Genomic DNA, 14,812 nt, shown 5'->3' on the forward strand with positions numbered 1-14,812 from the left:
GGAATCAGAACGAACTGGGGACCGAACTGCTGCCCGCCGGACGCCTCTGGGACGTGCTCATTCTCCCGCTCCAGCATGGGTTGCAGGTGTTTGGCGTCCTACTGCGCAACACCGGCATACCTGGGCCGGTACTTGCCGATTTCACCCGCGGGCAGGTGGGCTTCTTCGTTCCGTCCAATACGGTGGCGGCCTGCGTGAGTACCGGCAGTCGGCTGGCCGGCCGGGAGACATGGATAGTCGTCCCGCAGCCCGGGCACGCGTGTTCGCGGGTCCTGTGGCTGTTCCCTCCCGACGGCGAGGGAACCCTCAACGAACCCGGAGCGCTGAAAGCAGCCCTCCAGATCACGGCAGAGCTCACGGACCACACCGTGGCCAAGGACCACCGAGCAGAGGAGTCTCTGATGAACCACGACGGTACCGCCGCGCGCACGGACCGCTTGGCAACCGGGCCCACCTCGACGGAACAGTCACGTGCCCCGCTGCCGAATGAGTCGATTCGCGAGCACCTGCTGGCGTTGAACCGGATGTTCTGCGACCGGCGACTCACTCTCCGGCAGTTCGCCGAGGCCGGGGGGCGTGTCCTCGACGGTCAGCCCGTGCAGGTCGGCGCACTCGCGGACAGTTGAGTCGACCGGATCTCCCGGTTGGTGCGCCTAACGTCGTCGCGCACCAACCGGGCATCGACGGGCTTCACCGGATTCCGGCTGCGATGAAGTGGGTCGCGTCGTACGATCCCCAGCCGGCGACGAAGTCCCACCCATGTGTGGCTGTATAGGCGCCGTTGCCACCGCGGGTGATGTCATGGAAGTCAGTGGTGTCACCGCTGGCCCGGCCCAGGCTGTAGATCAGCGGATTGGCGAAGCCCAGGGGTGCTTTGCCTCGCGCTTGTGCTCTCTGGTTGTAGAGGGCTGCGAGGGCGGCCCAGTCGGGGGTGGCAGCGCTGGTGCCGCCGATCGATGTCCAAGCTCCTCCCGTATAGACAGAGATGCCGGGCTCCGGGTCGGCCTCCGCGGCCACGTCGGGTACCTGGCGTCGGCCTCCTCCGGCCGCTTTGCGTACCGGGACCTGCCAGGTCGGGATGGCGAAGACGGATGAGGCTCCACCGCCGCCCAGCGGCCAGGCGACCTCATTGCTCCACGTGTTGTTCGATGTGAGGCTGAGCCGAGTGCCGCCCACACCGGTGACATAGGGGTCGCTGGCGGGGTAGTCGACGGATAGGCCACCGTCGCCTGCGTCATCGGAACCGTTGTCGCCCGCCGCGGCGAAGAAGCTGAGGCCCTCGGCGGCGCCTTGCTTGAACACCAGGTCGAGGGCGGACATGTTCCCGGCCGTGCGTTGTGTCTCCGCAGCCCCCCAGCAACTCGAAGTGACACGGGTGCCGCTGTCCACGATCGCTTGGTAGACGTCGACCTCACCGGCATCGGTATTCGGTGTCTCGAAGACAGCGACATGTGCCTTTGGCGCGATCGCCTGCAACGCTTCGATGTCGAGTTCGACTTCGACCTGGCCACTGCCGAGTGCACCGGAGCCGCCGTCCACCTCGTGCACGGTCGGCGCGGGTGGGCGAAGGCCGTAATGGTTGTCGTACGAGGTGATGTTGGACTGCTCAAAGCCGTCGAACTCCACCACAGCGACCGTCTGGCCGCTTCCGTTCAAACCGGTGGACGCCAGCGGAGCGACACCGTAACCCCCTTTGAGCTGGGCCGGGGTGAGCCCACCTTTCGGCCCCAGGCGTGGGGAGACGCCTCGCACCAGGCGGTCGTTCAGACCGGAGACATCGAGAACCAGGGCGCCCAGGCTCGAGGGGAGGCTCGGAGCCGTCTCGTTGGCGTAGAAAGCCCGGCCCGTCCGGGAGTCCCGCCACGTGTTCAGGTGAGTACCGAATGCCATCTCCATGTCGGCCGCAGTCCCGGAGGCGTCGATGAGCAGGTTGCCGTCGTGCACCTTGTCCACCTTCAGGCCCTGGGCGTCCAGGTAACGCGTTATCCGCCCGACTTCAAGGGCGGTCCGGCCGAACCGCGTGGCGAATTGGTCCTTGGTGAGGTACTGGCCGTGCAGTCTCGAACTGGGGTCGCTGACCTGGGCGATGAACGCGTTCAGGCCCGCGTCGTCGCGGGGTCTGAGGGTGATGGCGACCCTCAGGCGAGTGGAGGAGGCCAGGCGGCCGGTGACCCGCGTGGTCTCGCGGAGACCTGGCACGGCGTCACCGGCCAGCCTGAAACGGGCTTCGGGCGGCGGCCTTGTTGCGGTGTGTGCGATGGGCATGCCGGCGATGAGCAACGGCAACGGAGCCACGAACAGACTGAACACTCTGCGATGGTCCCTCAAGGTTCCTCCTCCGGTGGCCGGGCGAACGGCCATCCTGCGCTTGGTCTGGCCTGCGGTGCGATTCAGCTCGCAGTGTTCATTAATGTCCCGGAGGTCAAATCGTCGCTATTCGAGGTGCTGCCACTCGGCTTAGTCGGGGTGATGAAGTTCGGCGATTATCCTCACTTGGAACGTCAACTGATGAAAGCAGAACGAGAACTGTGTATCCTATGAGTTCGAGTACGGACGGGAGCTGACGGACCGATGACCTACGGCGAACCGGCAGGGCCGCCGAACGCGAGAGCTCCCTACCGCGTACTCGTGGTGTGCACAGGCAACGTGCACCGTTCTCCCTTGGCGGAGCGTCTGTTCACCCAACGGCTCGGCTCAGCCAGCCAGTTGATTCAGGTCAGCAGCGTCGGCACCGCTGCCCGGCAGGGGACTCCCATGGCCCCGCAGTCAGCCGCCCTGCTTGCAGAAATGGGCGGCGATCCAACCGGCGCGGTCGCGCATCGACTGACCGCCGACCTCGTTCGATGCTCCGACCTCGTACTTGGCGCCGCTGCTGAGCATCGTGAGGCAGCCGTACGCATGTCGCCGCAGTGGGCGCTGCACCGGGCCTTCACCCTGCGGGAACTGGCGCGCCTGCTGCGACTCGAGGACGCTGCGGGCGTGTCCGGCCCGATCGCTCGCGCCACTGCCCTGGTCGAGGGCGCCGCACGCAGGCGCGGTTCGGCCGGCGGAACAGCCGACGATGACGTGGCAGACCCGCAGGGCGCGCCGCTGGAGGTGGCGCGCGCGTGCGCGGTACGAATCGAGGAGGCTGTGGAACGTATCGTCAGGGCCGTCCTGGGTTGACGCCTGCCGGTTCTGCTGCCCTGCGATTGACGGTCTCCGCCCGGGCGAGGGTCCTGACAGTGGCCCGCAGAGGTCCTGCGAGGGGCTGGCGAAGCAGCGTGGGCGACCGGTCGGAGGGTGGCTCAAGGAGGCGCAGCACCAGCGTGCGTGTGGACCGGGCCGGGAGTTCCAGGTCAAGCGTGTACGTCGGGTGGCCACGCTCGAGGCCGGGCTGCAACAGGACGGTGCGGCCGTCCAGGGTGGCGCCGACGAGGCTCGCCCCGGAGGTCGCGAAGTACGACACAAGCAGGCGGTTGTCGCCTGGGCGGGTCGGGTAGTTCGGGGCGTCCACCCGCTGGGTGACATAGGCCGGCAGTGCCGCCGTGGGAGCTCGGTTCGTGAGGCCCACCGTCACGGTGACTTCACGCCCTGCCGGCGTGGACGGTGCTGCCGTCCAGTCCAAGTCGCGCTCGAGATAGTAGTCAAGCTTGGTGCCGGCCGCGTTGTTGACCACCAGGCCGGCGAAGGGGGCCGGGCCCTCGGGGACTACACCGCCGACGGCGCGCGATTCAAGCTCTCGTTGCTCGCCCGGGTGCGCGCTCCATACCAGTACATGACCGCCGGACATGGCCGTGTGCAGCGCAGGCAAGAGCGCGGACAGTTGTGGGGAACCGTGCGCTGCGCCGAGAACCTTCGCGGCGGCCGCGCGGGCAACCGTGAGAAAGAACGCCTTGCGCTGGGACGTGTCCTGGTAGGTCGCGTAGCTGGTTCTTTCCGTGAGGTCCACGACATTGGCGCCGGTAAGCACTGTGCCGTCCGGGAGGCGGGTGGGTCCGGTGGCGGTGAGGAGGGGAGCCAGTGCGCTGGGGTCGATCGCAATCACGCCGTCCACGTTCTGGCCGCTGTGCTGATGCCATGCGGCGGCCCAGATGCGGGCTGCGTCGGGGAAGTGGGGGCTGAGGTTGGAGTTGACCCAGGTGCGCGTTGGCCCGTTGTGGCCGTACATGGCGGCGTAGTCGGCTCCGAGGTCCACTGCCGCTTCGGTGTGGGCCATCGCGGTGTCGTTGCCGAAATCCTCGAACCCGACCTGCCCGTGGTCGGCGGTGAGTACCGCGAAGGCTCCGGGGAGCCCTCCGGTACCGCGTGACTCCGCGGTGTTCTGGAAGACCATGAAGTAGCGCCGCTCGCCGTCGGCCCCCAGCACAGGCGGCAGCAGGCGGGCGGCCGTCGCCGCTTCAGCCGTCGCTGAGGCGATCTGGTCGAGGCGGTCTGCCAGTTGGGCTCGGGCGCGGTCGGCTTCGGGCAGCCAGGTGCTTCGGGGGAGTGCGTCGGTCTCGGCGCGTACGTGGGCAGCGGTGCGCGCTGCCCGGTCCAGAGCAGGGGCGCTGTCACGGAGGGCGGCGAGGTTGAGGTGCCCGTTGCCCTGGCCTGTTCCTGCGGTGAGTTGGGCCGCCGCGTGCAGGAGCGGGGGGAGCACATCGTGCGCCAGCCGGTTGGCGGTGTCCGCGGTACCCCGCACGGTGCGCAGGGGGGCGCCCACGACAGGTAGGCGCGAAGCGGCGTACCACAGCGGGCCGGTGGTGAGCCGGTGGGCTCGATTCGTGCGCATGGCAGCGGTTCTCAGTTCCACCGCCGGGTCCAGGTGAGGAGGAGCGCCGTCCCGGGATGTGTGCTCGGCGGAAACCAGATCGGAGGACATCCGCAACCGCTCCAGGTCGTGCTGGGCGCCGAGCAATTCCGAGCGGGCCAGCAGGCTGGTCGTGAAAAGCCAGGCGGCGGCTGCCAGGAGCAGGCCCGTGCCGACCAGCAGCACCTGGAAGGCGCGGCGCATGCGCCGCTGCCCAGCCCTGGGCGTGCCGGCCGGCTCGGTGTCGTGCTGGAAGAACGCATCCATGCGCTGCGGCCGTTGTCAGTCCTGGTCGTTGCGGGAGCGACGTCGGCGCACCGCCACAACCGCTGCGCCGACGCCGACAGCCAGCCCGGCGGCAGCGGTGACCTGCCGGGACGGGGCACCTGACTCAGACGTGGCGAGCGGCTTCTTGTATGCGGTGTCGAGGGCGTTGAGCTGCACGTTCGCGGACGCGTTGGTGCGCGGCAGGCTTACCCGGATCGGTGTCGACAGCACATGCTTGGAGCCCGGTGCGGTGACAGTGAGCTGATAGTCGCCGGGTGCGGTGTTGGCGGGGATGGTGACCTGACCGGAGACGTGGCCCTGGGGATCGGCGGTGAAGGTGGCCAGCCGCTGGGTCAGCGGGGCCCGCCGGGCCACCCCGCGGCTCGCCGCACCGGGCAGCGCGGTCGGCAGCGAGGGAAGAGTGACCTGCACCAGGATCGGCGGCCCCGAGGGAAGCGTCGCGGTGAAGGTGAGGTGGCCGCCGACGATGACGAGACTGGTGCTGACGCTGATGTCGCCGAGCCCGGGTGGGTAGTCCGCGGCATGGGCTGCCTGGGCGCAGGCCACGGGGGCTGCGGCGATGAGACCGGTGGCCGCGACCGCGAGGGCGGCGCGCTTGGAAGGTGTGGGCATCTCTCGGGGACTCCTTGCATCGACCCGGGGTGCTGGCCCCCGGGAGGTTTCAGTGGAACTCGAAACAGCAGGGTGCGACATCAGAGATGAATACGGACAAGCGGCCATGCTGTAACACGGTGGGCGCATAAATCCGTCGGATGGCGCAGCACGCACAGTGACCGGGACCCGCCGGCCGGGAGGTGGTCCGGGATCAGTAAGCACCCTCTCCGCGAAGGACGGCGGGAAGGGTGCGGACGATGATCGCGAAGTCCAGGCGGAGCGACCAGGCGTCGATGTAGTGCAGATCAAGACGAAGAGCTTCCTCCCAGGGAAGCTCTGACCGACCGCTGATCTGCCACAGACCAGTGATCCCAGGACGGACCAGGAGCCGGCGCCGGGCGTCCCCGGTGAAAGCGGAGTCCGCGACCGGAAGAGGTCGTGGCCCGACCAGGGACATATGGCCGGCCATGACGTTCAGCAACTGCGGCAGCTCGTCCAGGGAGTAGCGGCGCAGCCAGCGTCCGACCGGCGTGACGCGGGGGTCGTCCCGGATCTTGAACAGATGGCCGTCGGCTTCGTTGCGGGCTGCGAGATCGGCCCTGCGCCCCTCCGAGCCGACGTGCATGGTACGCAGTTTGAGTACGTGGAAGTCCTGGCCGTACCAACCGGAACGGAGTTGCCGGAAGAGGATGGGACCGGCGCTGTCCGCCTTCACAGCGAGGGCCGCCGCGAACAGGATCGGCGCCAGCAGGAGCAGCAGAAAGCCCGCACCCGCCAAGTCGATGGCCCGTTTGACCGTTCGGGGGCCGAGACGCTGCGCCTGGGACGGACGACCGGCGCGGCATCTTGCTGGAGAACCGAGCACTCCGCTTCCTTTCTGCTACCGAACAGGCGATGTGACGACCTGTTTGGAGCAATGTGCGCCTGCTATGCGCTTCAATTCGGGCGATACGGAATAAATGGAGGTAAGCATGACATCGCCTAGGAATTCGCGACCGACACTTCCGGCGGTCTGGGCACGCCTCCGGACCGGCGGTCCGAGAGGATCTTTATGCGCGCGGTAGTGACCGGCGGAGCCGGTTTCATCGGCTCCCACCTGTGTGAGCGCCTCCTCGCTGATGGATGCGATGTGGTGTGCGTGGACAACTTCCTCACATCCACTCCGCGCAACATCGAGCATCTCCTGAAGCATCCAGGCTTCCGCCTGCACCGACGGGATGTCACGCATGGTCTGCAACTGCGCGGCTCGGTGGACGCCGTGTTCCACCTGGCGTCCCCTGCATCACCGGCGGACTATCTCAGGATGCCGCTGGAGACCATGCGGGTGGGCTCCGCCGGCACCTGGCACGCACTGGACCTCGCGGCCGCCACCGGCGCCCGCTTCCTGCTCGCTTCCACCTCGGAGTCCTACGGCGACCCGCAGGTCCACCCCCAGCCTGAGGACTATTGGGGTCACGTCAATCCTGTCGGACCACGCTCGGTGTACGACGAAGCGAAGCGCTTCGGGGAGGCACTGACCATGGCATACCGCCGAACCTGCGGTGTCGACGCCAAGATCGTGCGCATCTTCAACACCTTCGGCCCGCGGATGCGGCCCGACGACGGCCGAGCCATCCCGACCTTCGTTCGCCAGGCAGTGCAGGGCGCTCCCATCACCGTAACCGGCTCAGGTACTCAGACCCGATCCCTGTGCTATGTCGCGGACGTGGTCGACGGCCTGATCCGCATGCTCAACAGCAGCCATGCCGGTCCGGTAAACCTGGGGAATCCCCACGAACTGTCGATGCTTCAGCTCGCCCAGTGGATTGCCGAACTCGCCGGCTCCACCTCCGGGATCACCCTGATCCCCCGCCCGGAGGACGACCCGGAGAAGCGGCGGCCCGAGATCACGGCCGCCCGTGAGCTTCTGAACTGGGAACCGAGCACACCGGTCGAACAAGGGATGCGCGAGACCATCTCCTGGTTCCGCCGCAGCCTCGGCGGTTCCGAGTTCGACCAGAACGCCGTTGCCTCGATGGTCATCGGACAGCAGTCCCGACACGACCTTCCGGATCCGGAGGCGTCGCCCGCCGCCCCACAGCCAGGGCCGCACGCCCACTGACCCGGCACCCGATCGATCCGGAAACATTCGCGTAGCCCGATATACAGAGGACCGACGACATTGGACGCACCCACCACACCCGGGCACGGCGGGTCGACACGATATCCACTCTCCAAGCACCTCCCGACGCCTGCCCTCGGATCAGTGCCGCCCGCGCCCCGGCCAGGACCGCCATCGCGCGTCCTTCGCTGCGCGAACGTGCCCATCCTCACGTGCCCACCTGTCGAGGCGGCGCGCCAGGTCCTCTCTCTCGCCACCTCTCGCCTGGACCGCGGGGCGGACATTCATCTGTGCAACGCCTACACCATCGCACTCGCCGATCGCGACCCCGGCCTAGCGACCCTGCTGAAGGAGGCGACAGCCAACTTCCCTGACGGCAAGTCAGTCGTCTGGGCCAACAGGTGGCTGCATCGCAGGCAGTCCCCACCCAAAACCGATCGCGTGTACGGCCCTGACCTCTTCCTCGACGTGTTCGCGCTGGGCGAGCCGATCGAGCTTCGGCACTACCTCGTCGGCGGCACTCCGCAGGTTCTGGTCGACCTACAGGATCGACTGCGGGAACGCTTCCCATCCGCCACCATCGTGGGCGCCGAGTCACCACCGTTCCGCACGCCGACCGACAACGAGCGCCGCGCGCAGGTGGCACGGATCCGCAACGCACGCGCCCAGATCGTCTGGCTCGGCCTCGGGACTCCCAAACAGGACCGTGAAGCGGCCTGGCTCGCATCGCAGTTGCCCGTTGCCGTCGTCGCGGTCGGTGCCGCATTCGACTTCGTCTCCGGGAACAAGCCGCAGGCATCACCGTGGATTCAGGACAGCGGCCTCGAATGGCTCTTCCGACTGTGCAGCGAACCCCGCCGACTGTGGCGGCGCTATCTGTTCGGGAACGCCAGATTCCTGCGATGCGTGGTCGCCCAGGCGATCCGCTGACGGTGGAACCGCGCCGAGTTGGCTACGGGCCTCCGCTGCCGAACCCGTCCCCGGATGAACGTGCACCCACGACGGCGCTGTCGGATCGGGGTGGGCCACCGGGGGCGACCCGGCAGGGCATCCGAGCAGGCTGACGTCGGTGGTGCCGTCGATGACATTGCGTGCCAGGTCGGCGAGCGACTGCCGATGGGCTTGGGCGTGGTCGCGCAGCAACACGAATGCCTCGTCGATCCCGATACTGCGGCCGGCCGCTACCACGCCCTTCGCTTGGGCGATGGCGATCCGGGACCGCACGCCCAGGCGAAACTGCCCATGCGCCGACTCGCGCAGGGCATCGGCTTCGGCCATGGCCGCAGCCCCCGGAGGACGGCTGACACTGCCTGGGCAGAACGCCGATTTTGCGGGTACCGCGCGCGGAGGGCGATCCAGCACGACGGCGTGGCTGCGGCTGGTCACCGTCTCTCCGGCCCCTTGCGGGGCAACCGTGTGCCGGGCGATTACCGCTCCACCGGCTGTGGCAATCGACAAGCACGGTTCGTCAAGGCTCCACCGCACTTCAACAGCAGCGTCGGACAGATCTGGCTGGACGGCGTAGAAGTTCCCCCGGAACGGCACCATGCCGTCGGACGTGACCGTGCGCATGACGCAGATCTGGGCCGGGAAGGGCGTGTCCGGCAACTCCTGCAATCTCTGCGCACCGGCGTGCACACCGCCGGCTGCACGCGCGATGCGGGTGAACTGACGGCGCCGGTCCATCCATGCTGCGAGCTGGTCGAGACTGTCCTGTGCGACCTGGATACGCGTGCCGTCGCCCACTGTGCTCCACCAGTTCTGGGAGACCGATCGTAGATCCTCCTCCGACATCACGTGTCGGCTGCCCTGCCAGGGCGGGAAGCCGATTCCGACCCCGTAGAACTCAGCCACCTGGGCAAATGCCCGCTTGACCTTGCCGGTCGACTGGGAGAACACGGCAAGTGGCTGATCGAACCGCCAGATTCGGGCCGTGCCTCCCAGGCGTCTCAGTACCTGGTCGATGGCTTCCACGAGCTGCGGGAAATCCTCACTGTCGTCCGTGAGTACTGCGCGCCAGCGGCCCGTGCTCGCGAGCGCGCCCACCAGCAGGCGGGCGCAGCTCCCGTAGCCCCACCGCGCGGGCGGGTCGGGAAGCTTGAGCCATGCGAACCTCACCTCCTCGCGTGCCGGGTGGGGGGCGGGCGCTCCGTCCTTGCTAAGGTTTCGGCAGCACAGTGCGCAGAGCGGCCGCACCTGGTGCTTGCGCAGTGCGCGCGTGAACGTCGAGTAGCCGCCCAGATAGCCCAGGGCGACGACTTCGTCGAACAGTTCGGTAGCCTGCATGTGCGCGGCCTCGGCCAGACGCTGGCGGCAGTACGGCAGGAACCGCTGGAACTCATCCGCTACGGGCCTTCGGACGCCGGCGACGCGTTCCCCTCCGAGGTAGTCCCGTACGGTCTTGCGATCGCGGGCCAGGTGCCGGGAGATCGCCGAGATAGACCATCCCTGGCCGCGCAGCGCACGCGCCTCCGCGTATTCCTCCTTGGTTAGCATCCAAACCTCCTTGCAAGGCTCTCCTGACGTCGCGCACTCCGAGTTCTTGAAGCCCGCTCTAATCCGGCCGGAAACATAACACAAAGGTTACCCAAGTCACACCGAAAAAAGGTTTCTCCTGCGCCCATGAACCCCTGGGCAATTTCGCCGAGCGCCATCGGATGCACCGATGACTCGTTTGCGCCACCCCCGATGTCGGAGCGTGATCAATTCACGGGAAAGGGGGGTGGTACATGCGCCACCCCCCTTCTCGGGAGGGGAGTTTCGCTGAGCGCCACTGTGGCCGAATACGGCTCATGCGGACGAAAGGCGAGGTAGCGGGGACGGCATCGGTGAATTTCGCCGAGCGCCACCGGAACACAGGGGTGGCGCATCGCGCCACCCCTGTGAGGCCCTCGGATGGTCAATCCGTGGGGAAGGCGCGCCAGTTTGCGCCACCCCCCTGGGAGGGGATTTTCACCGAGTATCAGCGGCTGTCACAGGAGTACCATGCGCTACTTTGTGCACTTGGGCATCTGCTGTCCCCATGCACAACCCCTGTAGTTCCGCTCTGTGCCTGACTTGCTGCGACCCCTCGACCAGCCCTGCCAGGGCGGGTAATTTCACGGAGCGCTCCAGGAACTGAATATAGAAAGACGCCCGTATGCCGTACATCGCCACCGGTGGGGTCCTCGTTTATAGAGCATGATTTCAATGCAACAGCCGAGGACTCTGCTGCCACAGGAGCAGGAGCCGATCTGCAGCCTCGGAAAGTGGCTCTTCGTCCCTGACCGAAGGAACCCCGCGGGCGACGTTCGAATCGGACATCTATCCTGCAACGGCGAGCGAGTCACCTTGCAATACTGTTCCGGCGTCCTTGCCGACTTTGTGCGGACGATCCGCCAGATCGAGCATGCCTTCCTCGCGCGATGCGGAACTGATCCGGCATCGGCCGGGGGGTGAATCCCGGCGCAATTCGGAGCAGGGACACCGCGGCCGGAGCCGCAAGCCGACGAGCGTACGGAGCGGTCCGTGTATGACCCTATGGGCGAGTTCTTTCCCCTCTACGGGGCCGGCGCTTACGCCCCCGCGCAGGATCGTGTGCGGGCTGCGCCGTACGAGCCGAGCGGTCGGCGCGACGAGCGTGTCGTGGGTGCTGCCTCGCGGCTCTCGTACCCGACGGTCGAGGCGTGGGGCGCATTGGGCGGTTGGGAGACCGGGGGAGACTTCCTGCCGCGTCCCGGTGATCCTGTCAAGGATTCAGCGGCGCGCGCGGGTACCGCCGTTCCGGCGCCTCGCAGGAGTCGTCGTCGCGCGGGACCACCGGCTGCGTCCCCGGTACTCCGCTGCCTTTTCGAGGTGCTGACCGCGGCGACCGTCATCGTCGTGTGCCTGCTGGGATACATGCTCTCCTACGGCCCGCTGCAGCAGCTGGCGTCTCCGAGGGTTCCGACCGGACTCTCGCAGCCATGGCCGGTCATCGTCTACGGGCCATGGCTCGCCGGCGGGCTGTCGGTCCTGCGGGCTGCTCTGGAAGGGCGTCAGGCGATGCATTCCTGGGTCGTGGTCGTTCTGTTCTCCACTGTCGCAACCGGGTTGTGTGTCGCTGACGTGCCAAGGACCCTGCCTGACATGGTCGTCGCCGGCCTGCCCCCGATCACTGCGGTGGTCTCCTTGCATCAGCTCGTGCGCCAAATCAGCTGCAGTCGTCGGAGTACACGGCGCAGACATACGTCCCGACGCGCTTCGCACAGGGCGTCCCGCTAGACCGCGTCCGCTCTCGGCCCGGGGGCCGAGAGCGGACTGTAGCGGCGGTGGCTGGAGCGGACCCGGAAGGGTGACGCACCGCCCGCGCCCCGTTGGAGGTTGGATTCAGTTGCGGCAGGGTGACCCAGGCATGCAGAGAACCTGCCCAGTCACGCACGACGGCCCTTGTGGCGATGACTGCGGGTCCGGCGCGGCGGCGCGAGCCGGCAGCGGAGCGCGGGTTCCCCGCGGGCCGGTCGCAGCGGGAGACGGGTTCGCGGTGCGGACGTGCATGCAGGACGTCGGCCGGGGCCAGGAGCATCAGCACCATGACTTCGTGCCTGCCGAGCCGATGGGATCTCCGGGAGGAGAGCACGGCTGGCCGGCGCCGGGGGCCAACGCGCAAGGACGTCCTGGTGGCGAATGCGCTCAAGGGGCGCCCGCCACGCCCCTCTTTGACGCACTCGCTGAACAGTGGCACAAATCCGGTCGAACGGTCCCCGGGGTCCCCGATCCGGAATGGCTGTGGCTCGCGGACGTCGGGTCGGGCCGCCGGCGACGTGTGCCTCCACCCCGTTGGGTGCCCCACCAGCAGAGCCGGTCGTTCGAGATGTGAGTGGAGGGCTGCCCCCGCGAAAATCGGATCAGATAACTACATCGCATGCAGTTGACTGCCCCGGAAGAGGCTTTCCGGAGACGTTTGCAGATTAGCTGACTTGCTGTGTGTGGACATTCATTCGAGCGAGCGGTCGTGAGATATCTGTCCCTTTTCGGCGAGCCAAGTCGTCCGGGGAGGTAATTCGTTCATCGGTGCAGTGAATGCGCTATTGTCGCGTGCCATGCAGCTGAATGCCGCGACCGATCCGTGGATCATGGTCTCCGATGCGAGTGGCCAGACCATCGAGGCCTCGATGGCCGCGGTGTTGGCCGACGCCGGTCAGTGGTCCGGCCTGGCGGGTGAACCACCAGTGGCTGCCGCGGTGTTGCGACTCCTGATCGCAGTCGTTCTCGATGCGACGGGCGGCCCGCGAGATGACGCGGAATGGGAGCGCTGGTGGAACGAAGGCCTTCCCGTGCACAGCATCAGCGCCTACCTGGACCAGCACAGGGAGCGCATGCACCTGCACTCGACGAGTTCGCCGTTCCTGCAGGACGCAGGAACGCCCGACCGAGTCGGAGTGAAGTCCGTGGCCGAGCTCGCACCGCATCTGCCCACCGGGCAGAACCCAGTGATCTACAGCGACAGCACTGACCTGAACGGACCCAATCCTGCGCGGTTCACCCAGGCTGAGGCGCTGCGGTGGCTCGTGGCGTTCCATCAGTTCACCCGGACGGGGATGTGGGCGAACGCGGCCGGGAGCGGCCCGGCGTCCGGCCGTGCCGGGATTCTCCTGGACCGTCTACTGGCCATTCCCACCGGCCCGACCCTGGCCCACACCCTCATCCTCAACCTCCCGACCGGGACGGCCGTCGGTCGCCCGCCGTGGCGAGCGGATGCACCCGTGCACGGACGTCCCCCCCGGGACGTCATCGAATTGCTGACCTGGCAGACACGGCACGTGAAGCTACTGCCCGATGCCGACAGGATGGTGACCAGACTGCTCGTGGCCGTCGACCCCGGGATCGACCCGGCTGTGCCCAGGGACGTGATCGCATCTCTCGACCTGCACATCACCGCAGTCGAAGCTCCGAAAGCCGCCGAGGGGTGGGCGTTGCTGGGCTACGAGCCGAACGTGGCGACCTGGCGCGCCGCCACGGCACTGGGAGCAGGAGCCAGCGGCGCACGGATGGTCCATGCCCTCGCCCAGCGCGCCGAGGTGATCGGCAAGACCCCGGTGTGCATCGAAACGGTGGGTCTGGCCGTCGAGGCGAAGTCGAAGTACGTGTCGTGGATGAGGGAGACCATGCCGGTCGCCATGCACACCACGACGCACATGCGCAGTGCCGTACTGATCGCGGAGACCGTCGCCGACGCTTGCGGGAGCGCGCTGCTGACCGCGCGACAGGACGCAGGCCTGGTGGCGGGCAACCCCCCTCGCGAGCAGCGCGCCCGGGTGACCCAGGCCGCGCAGCGGGCGTTCTGGCCCAAAGTGGATCGGTATGGCGTCGACCTGTCCGAGGAGTTGGAACGCGCTGCCGATGAGGGTGCCCGTGCCCACCTCTTGGACGCCTGGCTGCGCCAGGTCGCGTCCGCGGCCCATGACGCACTGGATTCCTGTACCACCTCGCTGCCCCCCGCCCCCCGGTACGCGGCGGCTCGCGCGCGGGGCCACCGCATCATCCGCGGCACCGTTCGTGATCTGGCTCAGGAGTGCGCATGAACGCTCCGACGCCCGACTGGGCGCGTCCCTTGCCCGACGCACTGGCACGGATGAAGACCAGGGGGAACCTGGGCGTACTGGCCACACTGCGCCGCGCCCTGCGCTACCTCCCTGACCGTCCCGATCCATCCGCGCTGCCCTACGTCATCCCCCATGTCCGGCCGTGGCGCGCCGCGCAGGACGCCGGCCTGCTGACCGCAGGCCTGTGGGCGCGCTGGCACACGGCCTATCACCAGCCCATCAGCGGCACTCTGGACCTGGGCGCCGCCCTGGCGCGGGTTCGGGACGAGAGTGTCCGGGAGCGCCACATCACTGCGCTGGTCAACGCGGCCCCTGCCACTCTTCCGCGTCGCCTGTCCGCCGCAGTCGACGTCCTGGCTACGGAGCACGTCGCGCTGGACTGGCCCAAATTGCACGCAGACGTCTCCCACCTGCTGGACAACCGTAGCGATCGGGTGCACCGCCGCTGGCTTACCAGCCTCTACCACCCCGTGATCGCCACCGAACCGGAGTAGC

10 protein-coding genes and 2 pseudogenes are annotated in these 14,812 nt (G+C 67.8%); 7 read left to right on the forward strand and 5 right to left on the reverse strand.

Annotated features, from left to right (window positions below):
- The first annotated feature begins 53 nt into the window (after window positions 1-53).
- Window positions 54-626: a hypothetical protein gene (locus tag ABH941_RS36510; RefSeq protein ID WP_370134816.1), complete on the forward strand. Its 573-nt coding sequence runs from the start codon at window positions 54-56 to the stop codon at window positions 624-626.
- Window positions 627-690: 64 nt separating this feature from the next.
- Here the strand turns inward: ABH941_RS36510 and ABH941_RS36515 are convergent, their stop codons facing one another.
- Window positions 691-2,310, reverse strand: a complete 1,620-nt coding sequence (locus tag ABH941_RS36515; RefSeq protein ID WP_370134819.1) for a protease pro-enzyme activation domain-containing protein — start codon at window positions 2,308-2,310, stop codon at window positions 691-693.
- 261 nt (window positions 2,311-2,571) lie between these two features.
- On the opposite strand from ABH941_RS36515, the gene ABH941_RS36520 reads away from it, so the two are divergent.
- Window positions 2,572-3,165, forward strand: coding sequence for a low molecular weight phosphatase family protein (locus tag ABH941_RS36520; protein ID WP_370134821.1), 594 nt, complete (start codon window positions 2,572-2,574; stop codon window positions 3,163-3,165).
- Here ABH941_RS36520 and ABH941_RS36525 read toward each other — a convergent pair.
- The 3 genes and pseudogenes from ABH941_RS36525 to ABH941_RS36535 all read right to left on the reverse strand — a co-directional run.
- On the reverse strand, window positions 3,146-5,038 hold the full coding sequence (locus ABH941_RS36525) for a DUF4012 domain-containing protein (protein WP_370134823.1): 1,893 nt from the start codon (window positions 5,036-5,038) through the stop codon (window positions 3,146-3,148). The two genes, ABH941_RS36520 and ABH941_RS36525, sit on opposite strands and share 20 nt — an antisense overlap.
- Window positions 5,039-5,053: 15 nt before the next feature.
- The gene (locus ABH941_RS36530; RefSeq protein WP_370134826.1) at window positions 5,054-5,671 is read right to left on the reverse strand and encodes a hypothetical protein; all 618 of its coding nucleotides are present in this window, start codon (window positions 5,669-5,671) and stop codon (window positions 5,054-5,056) included.
- Window positions 5,672-5,864: 193 nt separating this feature from the next.
- Window positions 5,865-6,461, reverse strand: a pseudogene (locus ABH941_RS36535) (sugar transferase); the annotation flags it as partial.
- 243 nt (window positions 6,462-6,704) lie between these two features.
- On the opposite strand from ABH941_RS36535, the gene ABH941_RS36540 reads away from it, so the two are divergent.
- Both ABH941_RS36540 and ABH941_RS36545 read left to right on the forward strand, forming a co-directional pair.
- Window positions 6,705-7,754, forward strand: a complete 1,050-nt coding sequence (locus ABH941_RS36540; protein WP_370134830.1) for a UDP-glucuronic acid decarboxylase family protein — start codon at window positions 6,705-6,707, stop codon at window positions 7,752-7,754.
- Window positions 7,755-7,952: 198 nt separating this feature from the next.
- Complete coding sequence (locus ABH941_RS36545; protein ID WP_370134833.1) at window positions 7,953-8,684, forward strand: WecB/TagA/CpsF family glycosyltransferase; 732 nt, start codon at window positions 7,953-7,955, stop codon at window positions 8,682-8,684.
- A gap of 162 nt (window positions 8,685-8,846) precedes the next feature.
- On the opposite strand, the pseudogene ABH941_RS36550 reads toward ABH941_RS36545, so the two are convergent.
- A pseudogene (locus tag ABH941_RS36550) lies at window positions 8,847-10,250 on the reverse strand (ANTAR domain-containing protein); the annotation flags it as partial.
- Between the two features lie 1,023 nt (window positions 10,251-11,273).
- On the opposite strand from ABH941_RS36550, the gene ABH941_RS36555 reads away from it, so the two are divergent.
- From ABH941_RS36555 to ABH941_RS36565, 3 genes are all read left to right on the forward strand, one after another.
- Window positions 11,274-11,996, forward strand: coding sequence for a DUF2637 domain-containing protein (locus tag ABH941_RS36555; RefSeq protein WP_370134836.1), 723 nt, complete (start codon window positions 11,274-11,276; stop codon window positions 11,994-11,996).
- Between the two features lie 818 nt (window positions 11,997-12,814).
- Complete coding sequence (casA, locus tag ABH941_RS36560; RefSeq protein WP_370134839.1) at window positions 12,815-14,296, forward strand: type I-E CRISPR-associated protein Cse1/CasA; 1,482 nt, start codon at window positions 12,815-12,817, stop codon at window positions 14,294-14,296.
- Window positions 14,293-14,811, forward strand: a complete 519-nt coding sequence (locus ABH941_RS36565; protein WP_370134842.1) for a type I-E CRISPR-associated protein Cse2/CasB — start codon at window positions 14,293-14,295, stop codon at window positions 14,809-14,811. Before casA ends, ABH941_RS36565 begins: the two co-directional genes overlap by 4 nt.
- The last annotated feature ends 1 nt before the right edge of the window (window position 14,812 follow it).

It is taken from the genome of Streptacidiphilus sp. EB103A (genome assembly GCF_041261405.1).
Classification (GTDB): Bacteria; Actinomycetota; Actinomycetes; order Streptomycetales; family Streptomycetaceae; genus Streptacidiphilus.

Excerpts from the sequence above, each read along its gene's own strand:
- ABH941_RS36520 (WP_370134821.1), top strand. The coding sequence starts at position 2,572 with ATGACCTACGGCGAACCGGCAGGGCCGCCGAACGCGAGAGCTCCCTAC.
- ABH941_RS36525 (WP_370134823.1), bottom strand. The coding sequence starts at position 5,038 with ATGGATGCGTTCTTCCAGCACGACACCGAGCCGGCCGGCACGCCCAGG.
- ABH941_RS36530 (WP_370134826.1), bottom strand. The coding sequence starts at position 5,671 with ATGCCCACACCTTCCAAGCGCGCCGCCCTCGCGGTCGCGGCCACCGGT.
- ABH941_RS36540 (WP_370134830.1), top strand. The coding sequence starts at position 6,705 with ATGCGCGCGGTAGTGACCGGCGGAGCCGGTTTCATCGGCTCCCACCTG.
- ABH941_RS36555 (WP_370134836.1), top strand. The coding sequence starts at position 11,274 with ATGGGCGAGTTCTTTCCCCTCTACGGGGCCGGCGCTTACGCCCCCGCG.
- casA (WP_370134839.1), top strand. The coding sequence starts at position 12,815 with ATGCAGCTGAATGCCGCGACCGATCCGTGGATCATGGTCTCCGATGCG.
- ABH941_RS36565 (WP_370134842.1), top strand. The coding sequence starts at position 14,293 with ATGAACGCTCCGACGCCCGACTGGGCGCGTCCCTTGCCCGACGCACTG.